At 73.6% G+C, this 22,022-nt stretch carries 19 protein-coding genes; 14 read left to right on the forward strand and 5 right to left on the reverse strand.

The window, feature by feature from the left end; translation table 11 throughout:
* Nucleotides 1-176: 176 nt before the first annotated feature.
* From GD748_RS08515 to GD748_RS08530, 4 genes are all read left to right on the forward strand, one after another.
* The gene (locus GD748_RS08515) at nt 177-569 is read left to right on the forward strand and encodes a DUF3817 domain-containing protein (RefSeq protein ID WP_226921001.1); all 393 of its coding nucleotides are present in this window, start codon (nt 177-179) and stop codon (nt 567-569) included.
* A 243-nt stretch (nt 570-812) separates the two neighbouring features.
* Entirely contained in the window at nt 813-2,360 is a 1,548-nt protein-coding gene (gene guaA / locus GD748_RS08520; protein WP_152195067.1) for a glutamine-hydrolyzing GMP synthase, read from the forward strand.
* A gap of 3 nt (nt 2,361-2,363) precedes the next feature.
* Nucleotides 2,364-3,620, forward strand: coding sequence for a glycosyltransferase family 4 protein (locus GD748_RS08525; protein WP_152194748.1), 1,257 nt, complete (start codon nt 2,364-2,366; stop codon nt 3,618-3,620).
* A 284-nt stretch (nt 3,621-3,904) separates the two neighbouring features.
* Complete coding sequence (locus GD748_RS08530) at nt 3,905-4,414, forward strand: aromatic ring-opening dioxygenase LigA (protein WP_152194749.1); 510 nt, start codon at nt 3,905-3,907, stop codon at nt 4,412-4,414.
* Between the two features lie 87 nt (nt 4,415-4,501).
* Here GD748_RS08530 and GD748_RS08535 read toward each other — a convergent pair whose 3' ends face one another.
* Both GD748_RS08535 and GD748_RS08540 read right to left on the reverse strand, forming a co-directional pair.
* Nucleotides 4,502-4,858, reverse strand: a complete 357-nt coding sequence (locus tag GD748_RS08535) for a hypothetical protein (RefSeq protein ID WP_152194750.1) — start codon at nt 4,856-4,858, stop codon at nt 4,502-4,504.
* Nucleotides 4,855-6,711: a PspC domain-containing protein gene (locus tag GD748_RS08540; protein WP_152194751.1), complete on the reverse strand. Its 1,857-nt coding sequence runs from the start codon at nt 6,709-6,711 to the stop codon at nt 4,855-4,857. The genes GD748_RS08535 and GD748_RS08540 overlap by 4 nt, the downstream gene beginning before the upstream one ends.
* Nucleotides 6,712-6,847: 136 nt before the next feature.
* Between GD748_RS08540 and GD748_RS08545 the strand changes: the two genes are divergently transcribed.
* The 4 genes from GD748_RS08545 to GD748_RS08560 all read left to right on the forward strand — a co-directional run bounded on the left by GD748_RS08545 (nt 6,848) and on the right by GD748_RS08560 (nt 9,830).
* Nucleotides 6,848-8,080: an ATP-binding protein gene (locus GD748_RS08545; RefSeq protein WP_226921003.1), complete on the forward strand. Its 1,233-nt coding sequence runs from the start codon at nt 6,848-6,850 to the stop codon at nt 8,078-8,080.
* Nucleotides 8,077-8,751, forward strand: coding sequence for a LuxR C-terminal-related transcriptional regulator (locus tag GD748_RS08550; protein WP_152194752.1), 675 nt, complete (start codon nt 8,077-8,079; stop codon nt 8,749-8,751). The genes GD748_RS08545 and GD748_RS08550 overlap by 4 nt, the downstream gene beginning before the upstream one ends.
* Nucleotides 8,752-8,937: 186 nt before the next feature.
* Entirely contained in the window at nt 8,938-9,279 is a 342-nt protein-coding gene (locus tag GD748_RS08555; protein ID WP_152194753.1) for a hypothetical protein, read from the forward strand.
* A gap of 68 nt (nt 9,280-9,347) precedes the next feature.
* On the forward strand, nt 9,348-9,830 hold the full coding sequence (locus GD748_RS08560; RefSeq protein WP_152194754.1) for a DUF456 domain-containing protein: 483 nt from the start codon (nt 9,348-9,350) through the stop codon (nt 9,828-9,830).
* A 136-nt stretch (nt 9,831-9,966) separates the two neighbouring features.
* Here the strand turns inward: GD748_RS08560 and GD748_RS08565 are convergent, their stop codons facing one another.
* Both GD748_RS08565 and GD748_RS08570 read right to left on the reverse strand, forming a co-directional pair.
* A complete protein-coding gene (locus GD748_RS08565; RefSeq protein ID WP_152194755.1) occupies nt 9,967-10,764 on the reverse strand; it encodes a hypothetical protein in 798 nt (265 codons plus the stop codon).
* Nucleotides 10,761-11,303: an RNA polymerase sigma factor gene (locus GD748_RS08570; protein WP_193312885.1), complete on the reverse strand. Its 543-nt coding sequence runs from the start codon at nt 11,301-11,303 to the stop codon at nt 10,761-10,763. Before GD748_RS08570 ends, GD748_RS08565 begins: the two co-directional genes overlap by 4 nt.
* Nucleotides 11,304-11,581: 278 nt before the next feature.
* Here GD748_RS08570 and pcrA point away from each other — a divergent pair, with 278 nt between their 5' ends.
* Complete coding sequence (pcrA, locus tag GD748_RS08575) at nt 11,582-14,206, forward strand: DNA helicase PcrA (protein ID WP_152194757.1); 2,625 nt, start codon at nt 11,582-11,584, stop codon at nt 14,204-14,206.
* A gap of 147 nt (nt 14,207-14,353) precedes the next feature.
* Here the strand turns inward: pcrA and GD748_RS08580 are convergent, their stop codons facing one another.
* Nucleotides 14,354-14,962 carry a hypothetical protein gene (locus GD748_RS08580; protein ID WP_152194758.1) on the reverse strand — a complete coding sequence of 203 codons (609 nt, stop codon included), beginning with the start codon at nt 14,960-14,962 and terminating at the stop codon, nt 14,354-14,356.
* Between the two features lie 206 nt (nt 14,963-15,168).
* Here GD748_RS08580 and GD748_RS08585 point away from each other — a divergent pair, with 206 nt between their 5' ends.
* The 5 genes from GD748_RS08585 to sucD all read left to right on the forward strand — a co-directional run bounded on the left by GD748_RS08585 (nt 15,169) and on the right by sucD (nt 21,848).
* The gene (locus tag GD748_RS08585) at nt 15,169-16,821 is read left to right on the forward strand and encodes a sensor histidine kinase (RefSeq protein ID WP_152194759.1); all 1,653 of its coding nucleotides are present in this window, start codon (nt 15,169-15,171) and stop codon (nt 16,819-16,821) included.
* The gene (locus GD748_RS08590) at nt 16,818-17,471 is read left to right on the forward strand and encodes a response regulator (protein ID WP_152194760.1); all 654 of its coding nucleotides are present in this window, start codon (nt 16,818-16,820) and stop codon (nt 17,469-17,471) included. The genes GD748_RS08585 and GD748_RS08590 overlap by 4 nt, the downstream gene beginning before the upstream one ends.
* A 114-nt stretch (nt 17,472-17,585) precedes the next feature.
* The gene (locus GD748_RS08595; protein ID WP_152194761.1) at nt 17,586-19,541 is read left to right on the forward strand and encodes an acyltransferase family protein; all 1,956 of its coding nucleotides are present in this window, start codon (nt 17,586-17,588) and stop codon (nt 19,539-19,541) included.
* A 203-nt stretch (nt 19,542-19,744) separates the two neighbouring features.
* Entirely contained in the window at nt 19,745-20,911 is a 1,167-nt protein-coding gene (gene sucC, locus GD748_RS08600) for an ADP-forming succinate--CoA ligase subunit beta (protein WP_152195069.1), read from the forward strand.
* Between the two features lie 16 nt (nt 20,912-20,927).
* Nucleotides 20,928-21,848 carry a succinate--CoA ligase subunit alpha gene (sucD, locus tag GD748_RS08605; protein WP_152194762.1) on the forward strand — a complete coding sequence of 307 codons (921 nt, stop codon included), beginning with the start codon at nt 20,928-20,930 and terminating at the stop codon, nt 21,846-21,848.
* The last annotated feature ends 174 nt before the right edge of the window (nt 21,849-22,022 follow it).

Genomic DNA, 22,022 nt, shown 5'->3' on the forward strand with positions numbered 1-22,022 from the left:
CCCGTCCTGTCGACCCCTGTCGGCCCGCGCTGGCGGCCGGCCCACCGCGGGCGGCCCCCGTCCCGCGGCCCGCCCGGTGCCTAGTTCGCCGCGCGCCCGATCGACCGCCGGACGGCACCCACCGGCGGACCTGAGACACTGGGGCCAGCGCCCGTCCGCCGTCGAGAGGAACCACCGTGAGCACGAGCAGCACCGCACCTACCGGCGGACCGGTCGCGGAGCGTGAGCGGAAGCTGCGGGGCACGTTCCGCAACTACAAGGTCATGGCCTTCGTCACCGGCGCCATGCTGCTGCTCCTGTGCGTGGAGATGATCCTGAAGTACGGCTTCGGCGTGGAAGAGGCCTGGCTCAACTGGATTCCGTTCGTGCACGGCTGGATCTACGTCGTCTACCTCGTCACGGTCTTCAACCTGTGGTCGGCGATGCGCTGGGACCTCGGCCGCGTCGTCGCCCTCGTCGCCGGTGGTGTGGTGCCGGTCCTCTCCTTCGTGATGGAGCGCCGCGCCCAGCGCTGGTTCGACGCCGACCTGCCCGCGCTGCTCCAGCGGGCCGCGGCCCGGACGCGCTGAGCCGAGCTGTCCGCTGGGCCGCGCTGGGCGCGCTGAGCCGAGCTGTCCGCTGGGCCGCGCGGGACGCGCTGAGCCGAGCTGTCCGCGGAGTCACCCGAGCATGCAGCGTCGCCCTGGACGCCCGGGTGCGGGTGCGGCGCCGCCGTCTATCCTGACCGCGTGAGCACGCCCGAAGAGCCTTCACCCACCGCGACCGAGCCGCAGACCGAGCCGGGGACGACCGCGCCGGCGGCTCCCCGACCCGTGCTGGTGGTCGACTACGGCGCCCAGTACGCCCAGCTGATCGCCCGCCGGGTGCGCGAGGCCAACGTCTACTCCGAGATCGTGCCGCACACGGCCTCGGTCTCGGACATGCTCGCCAAGGACCCTGCCGCGATCATCCTCTCCGGCGGCCCCTCGTCGGTGTACGAGGAGGGCGCCCCGAGCACCGACCCCGCGCTCTTCGAGGCGGGGGTGCCGGTCCTCGGCATCTGCTACGGCTTCCAGTCCATGGCCCGCGCGCTCGGCGGCCGGGTGGCGCAGACCGGTACCCGTGAGTACGGCGGAACCACGGTGCGCGTCCAGTCCGCCGGCGGGCTGCTCGGTGGCTCGCCCAGCCAGCAGACCGTCTGGATGAGCCACGGCGACTCCGTCCAGGCAGCCCCCGAGGGCTTCGAGGTCCTCGCCACCTCCGAGGGGTCCCCGGTCGCCGCGTTCGAGGACCGGGAGCGTCGCCTGTTCGGCATGCAGTGGCACCCCGAGGTCAAGCACTCCGTGCTCGGCCAGGAGGCCCTCGAGCGCTTCCTGTACGACGGCGCCGGGCTCGCCCCCGACTGGACGCCGGGCAACGTCGTCGCCGAGCAGGTCGCCGCGATCCGGGCGCAGGTGGGGACCGACCGCGTGATCTGCGCGCTCTCCGGCGGCGTCGATTCCTCGGTCGCGGCCGCCCTGGTGCAGAAGGCGGTGGGGGACCAGCTCACGTGCGTCTTCGTCGACCACGGGCTGCTGCGTGCCGGCGAGGCCGAGCAGGTCGAGAAGGACTTCGTGGCCGCCACCGGCGTCAACCTCAAGGTCGTCGACGCCGCGGACCGGTTCCTCCGGGCGCTGGCCGGGGTGACCGACCCCGAGACCAAGCGCAAGATCATCGGGCGCGAGTTCATCCGCGTGTTCGAGCAGGCCGCCCGGGAGGTCGTCGAGGAGGCCGGGGAGTCGTCGGCCGAGGTGAGGTATCTCGTCCAGGGCACGCTCTACCCCGACGTCGTGGAGTCCGGCGGCGGTGAGGGCGCCGCCAACATCAAGTCCCACCACAACGTCGGTGGACTGCCCGAGGACCTGCAGTTCGAGCTCGTCGAGCCGCTGCGCACCCTGTTCAAGGACGAGGTCCGTGCCGTGGGTCTCGAGCTCGGCGTGCCCGAGGCGATCGTGTGGCGCCAGCCCTTCCCGGGCCCGGGCCTGGGCATCCGCATCATCGGCGAGGTCACCGCCGAGCGCCTCGAGATCCTGCGCGCGGCGGACGCCGTCGCGCGGGAGGAGCTGACCGCCGCGGGTCTCGACCGGGACATCTGGCAGTGCCCCGTGGTGCTGCTGGCGGACGTGCGCTCGGTCGGCGTGCAGGGCGACGGCCGCACCTACGGCCACCCGGTCGTGCTGCGCCCGGTCTCCTCCGAGGACGCCATGACGGCGGACTGGTCACGACTGCCGTACGACGTGCTGGCCCGGATCTCGAACCGGATCACCAACACGGTCCCCGAGATCAACCGGGTCGTCCTCGACGTGACCTCCAAGCCCCCGGGCACCATCGAGTGGGAGTGAGGCGTGCGGGTCGCGCACGTCTCCGACTGCTACCCGCCCCGGGTCGGGGGGATCGAGACCCAGGTCCGTGACCTGGCGACCCGCCAGGCCCGCGCGGGGCACGAGGTCCACGTCCTGACGGCGACGGCGGACCCCGCACTGCCCGGCGGCGGCTACCGGGCGGACACCGTGTCAGAGGGCGTCCACGTCCACCGCTACGCCTCCCGGGCCACCCTCGGGCTGCCGGTCCACCCGCTCGAGGGCCCGCTGCTGCGCCGCGCCCTGGCCGAGCTGCGACCGGACGTCGTCCACGTGCACGCCGGCGTCGTCTCGCCCTTCGCGTACGCCGGGGCGCGCGCCGCCCGGCGGCTCCGCCTGCCGCTGGCGATCACCTGGCACTGCATGCTCGACGGCACGGTCGGGGTGTACCGGCTCGGCGCCCGGCTGACGGGCTGGCACCGCGCACCGGCGGCGCTGTCCGCCGTCTCGACGGTCGCGGCGCAGCGCGTCGCCGAGGTGTTCGCGCGGCCGCCGGAGGATGTCCTGGTCGTCCCGAACGGCCTCGACGTCGCCGCCTGGGCGCCGTCGACGACCGACGGCGCCGCACCAGGGCACGTGCCGCAGTCGACGACCGGCGACGGCGCAGCCTCCGTCGTACCAGGGCAGCTGCCGCCGTCGACCCCGTTGCGGGTGGTGGCCACCCAGCGCCTGGCGCCGCGCAAGCGCGCCGTCCCGCTGGTGCGGATCATCGGCTCGGTGCACGACCGGCTCGGCCGCGACGCCGACGGACGGCCGCGGGTGCACCTGGAGCTCATCGGTTCCGGGCCGGCCGAGGCGGCCGTGCGGGCCGAGGTGGCCCGATCAGGGCTGACCGACGTGGTGGAGCCGGTGGGCCGGGTGCCGCGTGGCGAGCTGGCCCGCCGCTACGCCGACGCGCACGTCTTCGTCGCCCCGGCCCGGCTGGAGGCCTTCGGGATCGCGGCGCTGGAGGCCCGGGCATCCGGGCTCGCCGTCGTGGCCGGGCGGGGCACCGGGATCAGCGAGTTCGTCACCGACGGCGTCGACGGGCTCCTCACAGCCGACGGGAGCGACGGCCTCGGCGACGCCGCCGCGGACGCCGCGCTCGCCGCCGCGCTCGTGCGGCTCGCCCGGGACCCGGGGCTGCTCGACGGGATCCTCGAGCACAACGCCACCACCGCTCCCGCGGCCGACTGGCGCGACGTGCTCGCCGCTGCGGACGGGCTCTACGCGCGCGCCCGCACCACCACACGGTCGCCCTGACCCGGTCCACGAGCCGGATCGTCCGGTCGTCCAGGGAGCACACAGGCGAGGACCCCGGCCCCGGACCCGATCGGGGAGGCGTTGCCCGGTCGCCTCGGCCGGGCGAGTCCTGCGACCGCCGCGGTGGGACCTTGGACCCCGGGACCTTTGGCACAGAAACGGGCGAAATGTCCGCTCTAGTGTTGTGAGTGTCGAAAGCGGAGAAGGCACCAGATGCCGGATCCCCCAAGCACCCCGGACGGCTCACCGGCCGACCAGACCAACGGTCCTGAAAGGACACTGCCATGAAGTCCACCCCCGCCAAGATCGCCGGCATCCTCGCCATCGTCGCCGGCGTCCTGTTCGTCGTCGCAGGCGGCGTCACCTGGGGCATCGTGACCAGCCAGCTCAAGGCCGAGAACATCACCGTCCCGGAGGACTCCGCGATGCTGCCGGGCGACCGGGTCGACGGCCCGCTGTCGGCCTACGCCCAGGCCAACATCATCAACGAGCACGCCCTCGCCGCGACCGAGGGGCGGACCTACGCCGAGCTCGGCGCCGCGATGAACGAGGTCGAGGAGGGCAGCGAGGAGCACCAGGCGCTCCAGGCCCAGCGCGGCACGATCATGAACGCGTCCTTCCTGCGGGCCTCCCTGTTCACCTCGGTGGTCTCCTACGGCGTGGCCGCCCTCGTCATGGGGCTGGGCGTCCTCTTCGTCCTCGTCGGCTGGGCGCTGACCAGCCTGGTCCGGCCCGCATCCGTCCCGGTGGCGACGTCGACCGGCTCCGACCGGTCGGAGCCGGCCCGGGTCTGACCCGCCGCGGCTGACGGCCGCCACAGCCACGGACGCCGTGGGCGACGATCTCGCCCACGGCGTCCGTGGTCTCGTGCCGCGCCGCGGTCAATCGGTGCCGGCGCGATCCTTCCGCCCACGCTGGGTGAGGGGGACGATCAGCAGGGTGAGAGCGGCGACGACCAGCACCACGATCACCGCGAGCTGCAGGTCGATGCTGTACCCCAGGGCGACCGCGATCGCGCCGATCCCGCACAGGGTGAGGATCAGTCCCAGGATCAGGGTGCCGGTGCGGGCGCCGCGGCGGACGGCGGGGGCAGGGACGGTGGTCGCCGACCACACGGTGTCGGTGGACCCTGTGTCCGCGGCGCCCGGCCCGGGCGCGGACCCGGCGCTCGGTGCGGCAGACCACACCGGCTGCTCCGCGGTGGGTTCCTCGCTCGGCTCGTTCTGCTTGTCGTTCATCGCTGCTCCTCGATGGTGATGTCGCCGGCGCCGGCGGTGATGACGAGGACGATCTCCGCCTCGTCCTCCTGCGCGGCCGGAGAGATGAAGGTGGCGTCGATCGAGCTGCCGTCCTGCCAGGTCGCCGGGCCGAGAGCGCTCGTCGTCTCCTCGATCGGGCCCGACCAGCCCGGGGACGTGCGCCCCTGGATCTGGCCGGCACCGAGCTCGATGTCGAGCCGCACGGCGGGATCCGCGGGCAGGACGACCCGGAGATCGCCGGCACCGAAGTGGACCGGGACCGTGACAGGGTCGCCGGCGGGGTCGAGCCGGCTGAGGTCGACATCGAGGTCCCCGGCCAGGAGGTCGTAGCCCTCGGCCGCCTCCTCCGTGGTGGTCGGCGCGAAGGTGTGGTCACCGAAGGCACCGCCCGGGGTGAACCCGGCGGCCACCGGTCCGACGGTCGTCGCCGAGGTGACGGGGACGACCAGCAACGCGGCGAGGACGCCCAGCACCGACAGTGCGCCGCCGCGCCGCCCGACGGCGCCCGCGATCATGACGCCGAGGCCGAGGAGCGCGAGGACGGCGCCACCGATCGTCAGCGGCAGCATCCAGCCGAGGGGTTCGACGCGGTCCCACAGCAGCAGGCCGGCGGTCGTCAGCAGAGCGAGGGCGAGGATCACCGTCACGAGGGCCGAGCCCGGTCCGGGGGACTTCGGTCGCGGCGGCACCGGCGGCGGGTACGACGCCTGGGCTGGGCCGTACGGGCCCGCCGGTACGCCGGCCGAGCCCGCCGTCGTGGCCGACCACGGGACGCTGCCAGGTGCAGGCGACGGTCCCGCTGCCGGCGTGGCGCCGTAGGCGGCCTGTCCGTAGGCGGTCTGGGAGCGTTCGTCGCGACCGGTGCCGTAAGCCGCCTGACCGTATGCGGTCCCAGGCGATTCGGGACCGGTGCCGTAAGCGGCCTGGCCGTATGCGGTCCCAGGTGCTTCTGGCGCGCTCCGAGGCGCGCCGGCGGCGCCGGAGGCGGCCTGGCCGGGGGCCGTGTGTGCCGGGGGCGTCGTTGTGCCGTGGACGTCGTGCCCGGCGGACGAGGTGTGGAACTCCTGGCCGCCGGACCACACGGGTGCCGGACCCGGGCTCCACGGGGTGCCTCCGTGCGGCGGCGGGGCCGACGCCGCGGCGGACGACCCACGGCGGGCCAGGGCGACGACCCCGACGATCACCAGAGCGACGAACGCCAGGCTCAGGAGGAACCACCCGTCGCCCCAGTAGCCGAACCCGGCCCACCACGTGCCGGGTCGGGCCAGACCGATGATGACGAAGATGACGGCGCCGGCGAGTGCTGCGTCGACGTTGCCGCGCAGCGCCTCCTGCAGGTGGATACGACCGTCGGACTCCTCCGGGAGCAGCGCCCAGCCGATGCCGTAGAGCAGCAGCCCGAGTCCGCCGAAGAAGCTCAGGACCACGAGGATCCCGCGCACGAGCAGCGGGTCGACGTCGAGGCGGCGGGCTATCCCGGCCGCGACACCGCCGATCCACCGGTCCTGGCCACGCCAGATCCCGGTGCGCCGCATCGAGGCGAAGAACCCGGCCGTCGTCGACGGACGTGGCTGTGGCTCGGGGCCGCCCCACCCGGCGCCGCCCTGGGCTGCGCCGTGCTGCGTGCGGTGCGGGGAGCCACCGTGCGCGGTGCCCTGCTGGGTGCCGAAGTGCGTGCCGCCGTGCGTGCTCTCGCCGTGCGTGCCGCCACCGTGGGACCACGTGTGCGGTGCGCCGGTGGATGGGGCGCCGTGCTGGTCGCCGGCGGGCGGGCGCTCGCCCGGTCCGCCAGGGACGGGGCCCGGACTGTCAGGTGTGCCTGTGCTGGTCATGGTGCCAGCCAACCCTCTCCACCGGGCCTGTCACCATCGGGGACGACCCTGGTCGGACCCTGAACTTGGCTGGGGAGAACCCTGGATTGCGTCGGTGCACGAGGGTCCGGAGGCGGTCGCGTGTGACGATTGGGCCGTGAGCGCACCTCCCGTGCCGGCTGTCGGACGCCGGCTCCCGCTGCGCCGTCCCCCACAGGGCCGGTGGCTGGCCGGCGTGTGCCACGGACTCGCCGTGCATCTCGACGTGCCGGTGGCGTACGTCCGGCTGGGCGCCGCCCTGACGGCGCTGGCCGGCGGCGCCGGGGTGCTCATGTACCTCTGGCTGTGGATCACAGTGCCCGCGGGCGACCCGCGCGACGCCGTACGACCCGCCGGACGGACACGTCTCGCCCCGAGGCTGCGGGCGCTGCAGCTCACCGGGCCGGTCCGAGACATCGCGATAGCGCTCGCCCTCCTGGCCGTCGCCGGCATGCTCCTGCTGTGGCGCGCGGACGTCGCGGTGCCCGCGAGCTGGCTCGTCCCTGCCCTCATCGTCGCCGCGGGGGCGGCGCTGGCCTGGGGCCAGCTCGCCACGCTGAACCGTGCGGGCGGCCTCACGCCCGGTGGCCGCAGCGCCGTCGTCCTGCGCGTCGGCGGGGGCGTGGTCCTCGCCGTCGTCGGTGCGCTGCTGCTCGTGGGTCGCGACGAGAGCCCGGTCGAGCTGCTCCGTGGCACCGCGGCCGGGCTGGCCGTCGTGGCCGGGGTGGCCGTGGTGCTCGCGCCGCTGCTGCTCCGGCTGGTGCGCGAGCTCGGCACCGAGCGCGAGGCCCGCGCCCGCGAGTCCGAGCGCGCTGACATCGCTGCCCACCTGCACGACTCGGTGCTGCAGACGCTGTCGATGATCCGCGCCCGCGCCGGGAACAGCGAGGAGGTGTCCCGGCTGGCCCGGGCCCAGGAACGTGAGCTGCGGGAGTGGCTCTACACGGACCGGCCCGCCCCCGGCACCTCCACCGCCGACGCCGTGCGCCAGGTCGCCGCCGAGGTCGAGGACCTGCACGGCGTGGCCATCGAGGTCGTCACCGCCGGCGACACGGAGCCGGACGCGGGCACCGAGATCCTCGTCGCCGCCACCCGGGAGGCCCTCGGCAACGCCGTCGTGCACGGCCGGGCGCCGGTGAGCCTGTACGTCGAGGTGACACCGGAGCAGACCGAGGTCTTCGTCCGCGACCGCGGCGACGGCTTCGACCCGGACGCCATCCCGGACGACCGGCACGGCGTCCGGCAGTCGATCGTGGGGCGGATGGACCGCCACGGCGGCAGCGCCCGGGTGCGCTCGCGCACGACCGGTACCGAGGTCCACCTCGTGATGCCACGGAAGGGGCAGCAATGACCGAGCAGAACCAGCCCATCAGGGTGCTCATCGTCGACGACCACGCGCTGGTGCGCAGCGGGGTGCGGGCCGAGCTGGTCCGCCACGCCCCGGACGTCGACGTCGTCGGCGAGGCCGAGGACGTCGAAGGGGCGGTGGCGGCGGTGCACGCCCTGCAGCCGGACGTCGTCCTGCTCGACGTGCACCTGCCCGGCGGCCGGGGTGGGGGAGGGGCCGAGGTCGTGGCCACGTGCGCCGACTCGCTCACCGCCACCAAGTTCCTCGCACTGTCGGTCTCCGACGCGAGCGAGGACGTCGTCGCCGTCATCCGTGCGGGTGCCCGCGGCTACGTCACCAAGGCGATCAGCGCCGACGACCTCGCGGCGTCGATCCGGCGGGTGGCAGCCGGCGACGCCGCCTTCTCGCCCCGGCTGGCTGGCTTCGTGCTCGACGCCTTCGGCACCGCCGCCGCCGACGTCGCCGTGCACGACGACGAGCTGGACCGGCTGACGGCCCGGGAGCGTGAGGTCATGCGCCTCATCGCGCGCGGCTACACCTACAAGGAGGTGGCGAGCGAGCTGTTCATCTCGGTCAAGACCGTGGAGACGCACGTCTCGGCGGTGCTGCGCAAGCTCCAGCTCTCCTCCCGGCACGAGCTGACGAGGTGGGCGGCAGCGCGTCGCCTGCTCTGAGCCCGGCTCGACAGGCCGACGACCGCGCCTGGACACGACGACCGCTGCTGTCACGCCACGAGCGGTCGTGTCGTCGCACGGTCGCGCAGAGCTGATGCTCCGGGCGGCCGCCGGTGTGAGCACCTTCACCAGGCAGGGCCGGGACTTTGGTGACAGCCTGTCCGTAAACGTTCGTAGGGTGGGTGCATGGACATCGTCTCGGGCATCCTCCTCGTCATCCACATGATCGGCTGGGCCATCGTGCTCGGCGGCGCGCTGACCAGCATGCGCGAGCCGAGAATCGCCAAGGGTGTCACCCACGGGGCGCTGACCGCCCTGGTCGCCGGTGTGCTCCTCGTCGGCATGGCGGAGATGGGCGACGGCGACGTCAACCACATCAAGATCGCCGTCAAGCTCGTGGTCGCCCTGGTGATCACAGCCATGGCCTTCTACGGGTCGAAGAACGAGGAGAAGGTCACCACCGGGTTCCTCGGCGGCCTCGCCGGGCTGACCGTGCTGAACATCGCCGTGGCTGTGCTCTGGCGCTGACGCAGGTGGCTGCCTCTGTCGCGAGCCGGCTCGGCGCGAGCGCCGCGCACCAGGCAGGATGAGGTCCCGTGGATCCCTTAGCTGAGCTGCTCGTCGGCCTCGTCATCGTCGTCGGACTCGTCGGTGCCGTCGTCCAGGTCTACCCGGGCAGCCTCATCGTGCTGGCCGCGGTGGCGGTCTGGGGCGTGGTGACCGGCGGCGTGGTCGGCTGGGTGGTGCTCGTCGTCGCCGCTCTCGCGGTGCTCGGCGCCGGGATCGCCAAGTACTTCTACGCCGGGCGCTACCTCAAGGGCGCCGGTGTGCCCAACCGCACCCTCCTGGTCGGGGCGGTGCTCGGAGTGATCGGCTTCTTCGTCGTCCCCGTGGTCGGGCTGCCGCTCGGCTTCGTCCTCGGCGTCTACCTCTCCGAGATGCAGCGCCGGCGCAACCAGCGCGAGGCCTGGCGGGCCACCATCTCCGCAATGAAGGCCACCGGTCTGACCATCCTCATCGAGCTCTCGGGTGCCATGGTGGCCACCGGTGCCTGGGTCGTGGGACTTCTGCTCACCTGAGCTACCGCCGCGCCTCGAGCTGTGCGAGCGGGCCGTGCGCGCTTGCACCCAGGAACGGACCTCCGCCCGCTCGTGTCGGGACGAGCGGTGGCCAGTGTCGCCTGGTCGGCGCTCGGCCGGCTGGCCCGCTAGTGCCTCAGGGGTGCGTGACGTCGTCGAGCTCGATCCACGCGACGGCGCCGTCCGCGCTGGTGACCTCGACAGGTCCGGCGATCGGGTCGCTGCCGGGGATCCACACCGCCCACCAGCCGTCGGTGACCGAGGCCTCGGCGGTCCTGCCGCTCGCGGTGGTGATGGTGATGCTCTCGACCTCCGGCCCGGCCATGCCGTAGGCGGTGGTCACCGAGCCCTCGCCCGCGCCGTCACCCGCTCCCCACGAGCTCTCACCGGTGGCCAGGGCGAGAAGGCCGGTGCCCGCAGGTGAGGACGGCAGGGGCGCCGGACCCGACATGCTGTTGGCCATGGCGTCCCAGCCGGAGGCGGTGCCGACGCCGTCCGTGATGAAGCACTCCTGGTAGCCGCGCACCCCTGCCTGCAGGACGAAGGTGTAGTCGCCGCGCTGCTCGGCGATGACCGGCGTCACCGCCTCGGTCTCCGTGCCCTCCGGGTTGGCCGGAATCCCGGCGGGGCACCGGGCGGCGCTCTCGGTGGTCGCGGCTCGGGGGAGGGCGAGCGGCACCGGCTCCCAGGAGGCGAAAGCCGGCGGTGCTGCGCTCGGCCACAGTGCCGACGCGACGGCGACCAGCACGGTCGCGGACGCGACGCCCGCGAGCGCCAGCCGTGAGACCCGACGGGGCGGGTTCTGGGTGTCGCGGGGCTGGGCGAGGACCCACGCAAGGGTCGAGTCGCTGTCCGCCGGCGAGGCAGGGGGCTCGCCGACGGACGGATCGAGCTGGGACAGCCGGTGCAGGACCGTGTTCTCGGTGGCGCTCATCGCGCTTCTGTCCTCTCTGCCAGGACCGTGGGCCGGGCGGCCGGGGACTTCTCGGCCGGGAGCCGGTCGAGCAGGTCCAGCAGGTGGCGGCGGGCACGCAGCAGCCGGACGGAGTAGGTGCCCTGGCGGCAGCCCAGGACGGCAGCGGCCTCGCGCGAGGTGAGCCCGTCCCAGGCGGTGAGGGCGATGACCTCGCGCTCGCCGTCGGTGAGCCTCGCCCAGGCGCGGGCCAGGTCCGTCAGGCCCGCGACCTCGGCGGCGATCTCCGTCGGCGCAGGCTCGGGCTCCCGGGCGAGGCGCACGCCGAGCGCCTGCCACCGTCCGTGCCCCCGGGTCATCGTGAGCATCACCCGACGGGCGATCCCGAACAGCCACGGACGCGCCTCGGACGGGAGATCGTCCAGCCGGCGCCAGACGACGAGGAACGTCTCGGCCACGGCGTCCTCGACCTGCGGTGGGGGCAGCCTGCGACGCACGAAGCGTTCGAGGTCGCCGCGGTGCTCGGCATAGACCCGCGCGAAGCGTTCCTCGTCCGTCACCGCTGACCACCCTGTGCTCGAAGCCCTGTCACTGCGTACATTGCCGGGAGCACGGCACTTCTTACACCGCGACCTGCCGCAGACGGCGTCGGAACCGTGTGCCGGCCTTCTCCGGGCTGGTCGGCCGCTCCAGCTCAAACCGGCCGGCACGGTCTGACCACTCGGTGTGGCTGGGCGCCGACGGCTGGGTTCTCGAAGAAACGTCCGTGCGGCTGCGCCGGTGCGCCTGTGGGCCGGTGCCGCCGGTGTCGGTGCGGGCGCTTAGCATGGCTGTCGCCATGATCTCTTTGTTCGACAACCTCCCGCTGCCAGGTCTCGCCGGCGGCGACCATCCTCTGCCCGCCGCCGTCCCGCCCCGGGACGACGACGCGACGACCGGTGCGCCGTCGCCGTCCGCGGCAGGCGCCGCCGAGGACCCGGTCGCCCGGGCCCGTCGGCGCGCCCTGCAGGCGGGCGGCGCGGGCGGCGCGGAAGAACCCGGCGGGCACGGGCTCGACCCCGCGGCGCTCCTCGAGGGGCTCAATCCCCAGCAGCGTGCCGCGGTCGTCCACTCCGGCGGTCCGCTGCTCATCGTCGCCGGCGCGGGCTCGGGCAAGACCCGGGTGCTGACCCACCGCATCGCCCACCTGCTCGCCACCCGCCGGGCCCAGCCCGGCCAGATCCTCGCGATCACCTTCACGAACAAGGCCGCCGCCGAGATGCGCGAGCGCGTCGTCGACCTCGTCGGGCCGGGCGGGCAGCGGATGTGGGTGTCCACGTTCCACTCCGCCTGCGTGCGGATCCTGCGCAAGGAGCACGAGGTCCTCGGCCTGCGGTCGAGCTTCTCGATCTACGACGCCGCCGACTCCCAGCGGCTGATGACCCTGGTGTGCCGGCAGCTCGACCTCGACCCCAAGCGCTACCCGCCGCGGAGCTTCTCCCGCAAGGTCTCGGACCTGAAGAACGAGCTGGTCGACCCCGAGGACTTCGCGGCCACCGTGAGCGAGTCGAACAGCTTCGACTCCGCGCTCTCGCAGGCGTACACGCTGTACAACCAGCGACTGCGTCAGGCGCACGCGCTGGACTTCGACGACCTCATCATGACCACGGTGAACCTGCTCCAGGCGTTCCCCGCCGTGGCCGAGCACTACCGCCGGCGCTTCCGCCACGTGCTGGTCGACGAGTACCAGGACACCAACCACGCCCAGTACGTGCTGGTCCGCGAGCTGGCGGGCGTCGACCGGGACGGCGACGGCCGGGCCGACGGCGACGCGCGCGGGCTTCCGCCGGCCGAGCTGACGGTGGTCGGCGACGCGGACCAGTCGATCTACGCCTTCCGCGGCGCGACGATCCGCAACATCCTCGAGTTCGAGGAGGACTACCCGCAGGCGACGACGATCCTGCTCGAGCAGAACTACCGCTCCACCCAGAACATCCTCACCGCCGCGAACGCGGTCATCTCCCTCAACCCGGGGCGCCGCGCCAAGAACCTGTGGACCGACTCCGGCGACGGGCCGAAGATCGTGGGCTACGTGGCCGACTCCGAGCACGAGGAGGCGCGGTTCATCGCCGAGGAGATCGACCGCCTCGGCGACGACCGCGGCACCCGGCCGGGCGACGTCGCCGTCTTCTACCGCACCAACGCCCAGTCCCGCGCGCTGGAGGAGGTGCTGGTCCGCACCGGGATCCCGTACAAGGTGGTCGGCGGGACCCGCTTCTACGAGCGCAAGGAGATCAAGGACGCGGTCGCCTACCTGCGGGCCGTCGTCAACCCCGACGACGCCGTCAACCTCCGTCGCATCCTCAACGTGCCCAAGCGCGGACTGGGGGACCGCAGCGAGGGCCTGCTCGCCGCGCACGCCGAGCGCGAGCGCGTCTCCTTCGGTCAGGCAATCGCCAACGCCGCCGCCGAGGGCGAGGAGGCCGACACGGTGCCCGAGGTCATCGGCCTGACGACCCGGGCACGCACCCAGGTCCGCGCCTTCCACGAGCTGCTCACCGGCCTGCGCGACCTCGAGCTCTCGGGCGCGAGCCCGGCGGAGGTGCTCGACGCCGCCCTCGACCGCTCCGGCTACCTCGCCGAGCTCCGCGCCAGCGAGGACCCGCAGGACGCCACCCGGGTCGAGAACCTCGCCGAGCTCCACGCGGTGGCCGCCGAGTTCACCGAGCTCGACCCCGAGGGGGGCCTCGGCGACTTCCTCGAACGGGTCTCGCTGGTGGCCGACACGGACCAGATCCCCGACGCCGACGGCGCCGACCAGGGACAGGTCACCCTCATGACCGTCCACACCGCCAAGGGGCTGGAGTTCCCGGTCGTCTTCGTCACCGGGATGGAGGACGGCACGTTCCCGCACCAGCGCTCCCTCGGCGAGGAGGACGAGCTCTCCGAGGAGCGCCGCCTCGCCTACGTCGCGCTCACCCGCGCGCGGGAGCGGCTCTACCTCTCCCGTGCCGCGGTCCGTACCGCCTGGGGCATGCCGCAGGAGCTGCCGGCGTCGAGGTTCCTCGACGACATCCCCGGCGACCTGCTCGACTGGCGCCGCGCCGAGTCCTCGATGGAGACCCTGCGCGCCTCCGGCCGCGGCGGGTACGGATCCGGCGGGTTCGGCAGCCAGCGCACGGGCGGCTGGGGGAGCGGCCGCGGCGGGTCCGCTGCCGCCACGCGCAGCGGACCCGCGCGGACCGGCAAGCTCGGCACGACGTCGACAGCCACGACGGCCCCCAGCTTCGGCTCCGCCGCACCGCGGCCCGCCGGCGACATCCCGGGCCTCGACGTGGGGGACAAGGTCACCCACGACAGCTACGGCGTCGGCACCGTGATCGCCCTGGAGGGCGGCGGGTCGTCCGCGGTGGCGAAGATCGACTTTGGCGGCGGTCAGGTCAAGCGGCTGCTGCTGCGCTACTCGCCGGTGACGAAGCTCTGACCGGCGGGGCAGCGGGGACGACTCCGTGGCCCGCTCGTCCTGCCCGGCTGGTCGGGCACGGGCTGGCGTCGGGCACGGGCTGGCGTCGGGCACGGGCTGGCGTCGGGCACGGGCCAGCCGTGGCAACCTCGGCGAGCACAGGAACAGTCAGGCGACGCTGGGCTCGGAGGTGCGGCCGCGGTGCACCGCCTGGGTGACGGGGGCGGTCCGACCGAGGAGCGCGACGCCGAGGTACATCAGCACCTCCGGGTAGGCGGGGTGCGCCCAGTCGGAGCCGAGCGCGCCGAGGCCGAACGTGAGGACGAAGGCCACGGCCACCCCGGCGAGCAGGGCGGCGCCCGGACGCATCTCGGGCCGGCGCAGCAGGAGGATGCCCAGCACCGCGCTGACAGGGAAGGCCAGCACGAACGCAGCGGTCCCCAGCGCGCCCAGCAACTGTGGGGCGTCATCGATCCGTACGACGATCCCGACGACGAACGGCACTGCGAGCATCACGAGGAGCACGACGAGGAGCCGCCTGGTCCACCGGACCGCGGACCGGCCAACGTCGATCCGCGCGGCGTCCCTGACCAGGACGGCGGCGAGCAGCGCGAACAGCACGCCGTGCGACACCGTAGCGACGTAGTACGCCCAGTCGGGGCCGCCGTCGGTGAAGACGGAAGGTCGTCCGGTCAGGCCGTGGGTGACGGCATCGGTCAGCGCGACCGCCGAGACGGTGGCGGCCGCAGCGAGAGCGGCGAGCGTGAGACGGTTCATGGCTTGCTCCTCGAACGAGGCGCACCCGGCGTGCGCCGACGACCTCGACGCTAGGGACCGGGTGGCACGGGCCGCGTCCTGCCCGGAGGACGTGCTTCTCGCCACGCCGGTCAGTCGTGCGGTCGCCGGCGTACGGCGTGACGGACCACCCCGGGTCGTCCGTGAGAAGGACCCCGCGTGGGCGCTGCGTCACTATCGTCGAGCCCGTGAGCAGGTGGCGACGGGGCGACCTGGGGCTCGCGGCAGCTGCCGTCGCCCTCGGACTCGGCGCGGCGTGGGTGGCCGACCGGCCGTGGGCCGACGGCGTCTTCGTCGCCTGTCTCGTGCTCGCCCTCCTCGTGGGGCTGCGGCAGGTGCTGCGTGCGGTCCGCACCTGGCGCGCGGAACGCGGCGCGGCAGCCGAGATCACCCGGCTCCGACCGCCGGCGGTCGCGCAGGCCGCGGTGCTCGAGGAACGCGCCCGGCTGGCCGCCGAGATCGAGACCGTCGTCCGGGCCGGCCTGGTCCGGATGTGCCGTGCTGCCGAGCGTGCCGAGGAGGCCTGGTCGACCGGGCCCGCCGGCAGGCTTCGGGAGATCCAGCTGGAGGGCCGCGCCGTGACCTCGGAGCTGCGCCGCATGCTCGGGCTGCTCCGGGACGAGGCACCGCCTTCCGAGGAGCAGACCGCGCCCGCCGTCGCCGTAGCCAGGGTGCGGCGGTCCGACCTCGTCCTGGCCGGTGTCGCCGTGCTGGTGGTCGTCGCCGAGACCGTCGCCGCACGTGTCCTCGCGTGGTCGGAGACGGCGGGCACGACCCCGGCCTCCGTCACCCTGACCGTGCTCGCCGCGGCCACCGTCGCGGGCCGGACGCTCGCGCCCGGTGGCTCGACACTTCTCCTGGCCGCGCTCACCGTGACCGGCACGCTGCTCGGGCACCCGGTGCTCGAGGGCCTGTGGCTGCTCGTGACAGCCGGGACTCTCGCCTGGGCCTCCGTCGCCCGGGAGCCGCGCTGGGTGTGGGCCATCGCCGCGCCGGCGGCGCTGGTGGCCGGTCTCGTGCACAAGCACGCCACCGTGCGGCCGGACAACCTCACTATCGCGCTGATCATCGTCGCCGTGGGCTCCCTCGGCGGCCTCGTGGTCCGGCTGCTCCGCGCACGCGCCGAGCAGGCCGAGGAGTCGGCCGCGGAGCGCCGCAGCCAGCTGAGCACCTTCTCCGCGACGGCTGTGCGCCAGGAGCGGCTGACGATCGCCCGCGAGCTCCACGACCTCGTCTCCGGGTCGGTCAGCGTCATGGTCATGCAGGCCGGTGCCGCCGAGGTCCAGCTCGAGACGGACCGTGCCGCGGCCCACCGGGCGCTCGGCGTCGTCCTCGACACGTGCGCCCAGACCCTCGCCGACCTCGACCATCTCGCCGCCGCAGCCGGCGCGCCGCCCGACGACGGTCTGACCGGGCTCGTGGACCGCCTGCGCGCGGCCGGTCTTCCGGTCGAGCTCACGGTCGCCGGCGGCCTCGGCCCCGCCGGCCCGACCGTGCACCGGGTGGTGCAGGAAGCCCTCCTCAACGTCCTGCGCCACGCTCCCGGAGCGTCGGCCCGGGTGAGCGTGACGGCCCGGCCTGGCGGCGTCGTCGTCGAGGTGGTCGACGACGGTCCCGGTCGCGCGGCGGGGAAACCGCCGGGCTACGGCCTGGTCGGGCTTGCCGAGCGCCTGGAGCAGGCCGGCGGCACCCTGCGCACAGGACCCGGGGACGACGGGCGAGGGTTCCTCCTGCGCGCCGAGCTGCTGGCCCCCGGCGCGAGCGCACAGGCTGCTCGGGGCGGCGGCTCGGCGGCGCCGTCCGGTGCGCCAGAGCCGCACCCCGCCGGGGGGTCCGCGTGAGCATCCGCATCCTCCTGGCCGACGACCACGACCTCCTCCGGCAGGGGCTTGCCGCGATCCTGTCCGCCGACCCGGACCTCGAGGTCGTCGGACAGGTGCCCGACGGTCGCGCCGCCGTCCGCGCCGCCCGGACGCTGCTGCCCGACGTCGTCCTCATGGACGTCCAGATGCCCGGCGGGGACGGGATCACCGCCACGGCCGAGGTGCTCGCCGCGGCACCCGGGACGCGGGTGATGGTCCTGACGACCTTCGACCTCGACGAGTACGTCCTCGGTGCGCTGCGTGCGGGCGCGAGCGGGTTCCTCGTCAAGACCACCCCGCCCGTGCAGATCGTCTCCGCCGTCAAGGCGTGCGCGGCGGGCGAGACCACGCTCGGCCCGACGGTGCTGCGGCGCCTCGTGGAGACCTACGTCGACCACGGCGGGCCCGCGGCGGTGCCCGGGATGGACGCGCTGACACCGCGCGAGCACGACGTCCTCGTCGCCATGGCGGACGGGCTGTCCAACGCGGAGATCGGAGCACGTCTCTACCTCGCCGAGACCACCGTCAAGACGCACGTCACCCGCATCCTCGCCAAGCTCCGAGTACGAGACCGGGTCCAGGCCGTCGTCCTGGCGCACCGGGCCGGCCTGGTCCGGCGCGACGGCTGACCGCCCGGAGAGTGGCGCCTGGTTCTCACGCGCGGGTACCGCGCGTCTTCCGCGGAATCGTGCGGATGCGGCCCTAGCCTTCCACCAGGGTCTTCCGCCCGGAGGAGGCTGGCCATGGCGACGCAGGTGCAGGAAGCACGTCCCCGGACCGTCCGTGCGCCCGCGAGCTCGGGCGGCCGCGCCCCGCGCGCCGGTGCACGGCCCACGGCCGGCCGCATCGAGGGGCTCGACGGGCTCCGCGCCCTGGCGATCATCGCCGTCCTCGTCTACCACCTGCGCCCGGAGTCGCTGCCCGGCGGGTTCCTCGGCGTCGACGTCTTCTTCGTCGTCTCCGGCTTCCTCATCACCACCCTGCTGCTTCGCGAGCTGCGCAAGCGCGGCCGGCTGGACCTTCCCCGCTTCTGGGTGCGCCGCGCGCGACGACTCCTGCCGGCACTGGTCAGCGTCGTCGTCGTGAGCATCCCGGTGGCCTGGGCGGTGAGCCCGGACCTGCTCGTCAGCATCGGTCGGCAGGCCCTCGGCGCGCTGACGTTCTCCAACAACTGGCTCGAGATCAGCGCCGGCACCAGCTACTTCACGGCCACGGCGCCCCAGCTCTTCGTCAACTTCTGGTCCCTGGCCGTGGAGGAGCAGTTCTACCTCCTGTGGCCGCTCCTGCTCGTCGCCGTCGTCGCAGCCACCTCGGGCGCGCGCACCCGGGTCCGGCTCGCGCTCGGGGCGGCGGCCCTGTCCGCCGGCGCCATGGCGCTGCTCTACACACCCGGCGAGGACGCCACCCGCGTCTACTACGGCACCGACACCCACGTCTTCGGGCTCATGATCGGCGTCGCCCTCGCCTTCTCGTGGTCCGCACAGCGCGGCGGACCGTTCGCCACCCGCGCCTGGCACCGCCGGCGGCACCTCGTGGCGCTGGTGGCGCTGGCCGGGCTCACTGCGCTCATGCTCACCCTGAGCCAGTCCACGGCCCTGACGTTCCGCGGCGGGATCCTGCTCGCGAGCCTGCTGACCGCGCTGCTGATCGCCGCGCTCCTCGGGCCGGCGAGCCCGTTCCAGCGGTTGATGCGGCTGCGCCCGCTGGAGTGGGTCGGGCAGCGCTCCTACGGGATCTACCTCTGGCACTGGCCGATCATCGTCATCCTCAACGAGGCGATCCCGACGGCGCACGACTCACCGGGCCACTGGGCCGTGCGCGCGGCGGCCCTCGCCGTCACCCTGCTCGTCTCGGCCGCCTCGTACCGCTGGCTCGAGCAGCCGGTCCGGGAGCAGGGCTTCCGGGAGAGCTGGCGGCGCGCCCGCGGGGCGTTCGGGAGCCGGGCCCCGGCTCGACGGCTCCTCGCGCGCGCGACGGCGGCCGCCGGGGTCGCGCTCGCCGTCGCCGCCGTCGGCGCCGTGGCCGTGGCGCCCGAGCGCTCGCAGACACAGGTGCAGATCGAGGAGGCGCAGGCGGCGGTGGACGCCTCCGCCGAGACCGCCGAGCAGGTCGACCTTGTCCAGGCGGACTACTCCATGCCCACCGGCGAGGAGATCACCGGCTTCGGCGACTCGATCGTGGTCACCAGCAAGGACGGCCTCGAGTACCTCCTGCCGGGGATCATGCTGGACGCGAAGTCGATCCGGCGCTGGGCCGACGGCGAGGCGGCCGTCCAGGCACGGCTCGCGGAGGGCACCGTCCGGCGGGCCGTCTTCCTGGACTTCGGCACCAACGCCGGCGTCGACGACCCGGCCCTGGTGCACCGCGTGATCGAGTCGCTGGGGCCGCAACGCATGGTCGTCGTGGTCAACCTCTACGGGGGCAGCGCCTGGGTGCCCGAGGCGAACGCCACGCTCGCCGGGATCGTTTCCGAGCACCCCAACGCGATCATCGCCGACTGGCACGCCGCGATCGCCGCCCAGCCGGAGCTCCTCCAGGCCGACCGCATCCACCCCGGCATCGAGGGGGCCCACCTGTACGCCGAGGTCCTGCGCGACGCGTTCGCCGAGCTCTCCGAGCGGCTCACGGGGGAGCCGGTGCTCTTCGCCGAGGACGCCGGTGCGGGCGTCGGGGCGGCACTGGCCGACGCGCTGCCATAGCTGACCGCGGTCCCGCGTCGTGGGCGCGTGGTCCACGTCGAGCTCCCCCGAGCCCGATCGCCCGTTCAGGACAACGGTCCAGGTCGTGGTGGTGACGTCTCGCACCCTGGCCGCGACGCGACCAGACGTGCCGGCGCGATAGGCTCATCCGCGATGTCTCGATGTCGAGGCATCCTGTGATGTCGACGGAAGGACGCAGCGGGGTGGACCTCTACGAGTACCAGGCTCGTGACGTTTTCGAGAAGCACGGGGTACCCGTGCTCGGCGGAATCGTGGCGACGACACCGGCCGAGGCGAAGGCCGCGGCCGAGAAGCTCGGCGGCGGGACCGTCGTCGTCAAGGCGCAGGTCAAGACGGGCGGTCGCGGCAAGGCCGGCGGCGTCAAGCTGGCCCACAGCCCCGAGGAGGCCGAGGCCCGCGCGAGCGAGATCCTCGGCATGGACATCAAGGGCCACACCGTCCACCGCGTGATGATCGCGGAGGGCGCCAAGATCGCCGAGGAGTACTACTTCTCGGTCCTCCTCGACCGGGCCGAGCGCCGCTACCTGGCGATGGCCTCCGTCGAGGGCGGCATGGAGATCGAGCAGCTCGCGGTCGAGCGTCCCGAGGCGCTCGCCCGGGTGCCCGTCGACCCGACCGTCGGGATCGACGCGGCCAAGGCCGCCGAGATCGTGTCCCAGGCCGGCTTCGCCCCCGAGGTGGCCGACGAGATCGCCGCCGTCCTGCAGAAGCTGTGGACCGTCTACGCCGAGGAGGACGCCACCCTCGTCGAGGTCAACCCGCTGGTGCGCACCGAGGACGGGGCCATCATCGCCCTGGACGGCAAGGTCACCATCGACGAGAACGCCGCGTTCCGGCACCCGGACCACGCCGAGCTCGAGGACAAGGCCGCCGCCGACCCGCTGGAGGCCAAGGCCAAGGCACTGGACCTCAACTACGTCAAGCTCGACGGCGAGGTCGGCATCATCGGCAACGGCGCCGGGCTGGTCATGTCGACGCTCGACGTCGTCGCCTACGCCGGTGAGGAGTACGGGGTCAAGCCCGCGAACTTCCTCGACATCGGCGGCGGCGCCAACGCCCAGATCATGGCCAACGGGCTGGACGTCATCCTCGGCGACCAGCAGGTCAGGTCCGTCTTCGTCAACGTCTTCGGCGGCATCACCGCGTGCGACGAGGTCGCCAACGGCATCGTCAACGCCCTCGGGATCCTCGGTGAGCGCGCGACCAAGCCGCTCGTCGTCCGGCTGGACGGCAACAACGTGGACGAGGGCCGGAAGATCCTCGCCGAGGCGAACCACCCGCTGGTCACGCTGGTGGCCACCATGGACGAGGCCGCCGCGAAGGCTGCCGAGCTCGCGGCCGCGAAGTAAGGACGGAAAGCAGAACATGTCGATCTTCCTCAACTCCTCCTCCAAGGTCATCGTCCAGGGCATGACCGGTGCGATGGGCCAGATCCACACCAGCCGCATGCTCAACGCCGGCACCCAGATCGTCGGCGGCGTCAACCCCCGCAAGGCCGGCACCGCCGTCGACTTCGACGTCGTCCCGGTCGGGCCGGGCGCCGAGTCCCGCGAGGGCGGCGCCGTGTCGGTCCCGGTGTTCGGGTCCGTCGCCGAGGCGAAGGAGGCCACCGGTGCCGACATCTCGGTGATCTTCGTGCCGCCGGCGCACACCAAGGCCGCGGTCGTCGAGGCCGTCGACGCCGGTGTGCCGCTCGTCGTCATTATCACCGAGGGCGTCCCGGTGGCCGACACCGCCGAGTTCTTCACCTATGCCCAGGAGAAGGGCGTGCGTCTCATCGGCCCGAACTGCCCGGGCATCATCACTCCGGGGCAGTCCAACGTGGGCATCACCCCGGCGAACGTCACCGGCCCGGGCCCCATCGGCCTGGTGTCCAAGTCCGGCACCCTGACCTACCAGATGATGCACGAGCTGTCCGACATCGGCTTCACGACCGGCATCGGCATCGGCGGCGACCCGATCATCGGGACCACGCACATCGACGCCCTCCAGGCGTTCCAGGACGACCCGGACACCGAGCTGATCGTCATGATCGGCGAGATCGGCGGCGACGCCGAGGAGCGGGCCGCGGAGTTCATCAAGGCCAACGTCACCAAGCCGGTCGTCGGCTACGTGGCAGGCTTCACCGCCCCCGAGGGCAAGACGATGGGCCACGCCGGCGCCATCGTCTCCGGCTCGTCGGGCACCGCGGAGGCGAAGAAGGAGGCCCTCGAGGCCGCCGGCGTCAAGGTCGGCAAGACGCCGTCGGAGACCGCCCGCCTGGCCCGCGAGGTCCTGCGCGCCTGACGCCAGACCGCCGGTCCCGACCACGAGACCGGACGAGAACGTGACCCGTGGCCGAGACCGTCGAGCGTGACCGACGGTCTCGGCCACAACGGTCTCACCGCCAGCGCACGGACCTGGCGGAAAAGCATCACGACGGCGGCCGTTCCCTCACACCAGGGGACGGCCGCCGCGCTG

Source organism: Georgenia subflava, from assembly GCF_009193155.1.
Taxonomy (GTDB): Bacteria; Actinomycetota; Actinomycetes; order Actinomycetales; family Actinomycetaceae; genus Georgenia; species Georgenia subflava.